This window comes from Vogesella mureinivorans, assembly GCF_007644035.1.
In the GTDB taxonomy this organism is placed as follows: Bacteria; Pseudomonadota; Gammaproteobacteria; order Burkholderiales; family Chromobacteriaceae; genus Vogesella; species Vogesella mureinivorans.
This window is the reverse complement of sequence record NZ_VMTV02000132.1, coordinates 1-279: the sequence shown is the minus strand read 5'-3', so window position 1 is coordinate 279 and position 279 is coordinate 1. Positions and strand designations below refer to the sequence as shown.

Genomic DNA, 279 nt, shown 5'->3' with positions numbered 1-279 from the left:
ACCTGATCGTCGGCATCGCCAACGACCAGTCGATTGCCTATGGCTGTGCCGTGGCCATGCAGGCGGCCGGCGCCGAGTTGGCGATCACCTATTTGAACGACAAGGCACAGCCGCATGTGCGACCGCTGGCGGAAGCGCTGCGGGCACCGCTGATCCTGCCCTGCGATGTGCGCGAGCCCGGCCAGCTTGAAGCCGTATTCGCGGCGATCGAGCGCGATTGGGGCCGGCTCGATTTCGTGCTGCACTCGATCGCCTACGCCCCGCGCGAAGACCTGCACG

General features: G+C 66.7%; 1 protein-coding gene. It reads left to right on the top strand.

The features are described from left to right. Window positions 1-2 precede the first annotated feature (2 nt). Window positions 3-279: SDR family oxidoreductase (locus tag FLQ44_RS03160; RefSeq protein ID WP_147693010.1), on the top strand; the 277-nt coding region annotated here is incomplete at its 3' end.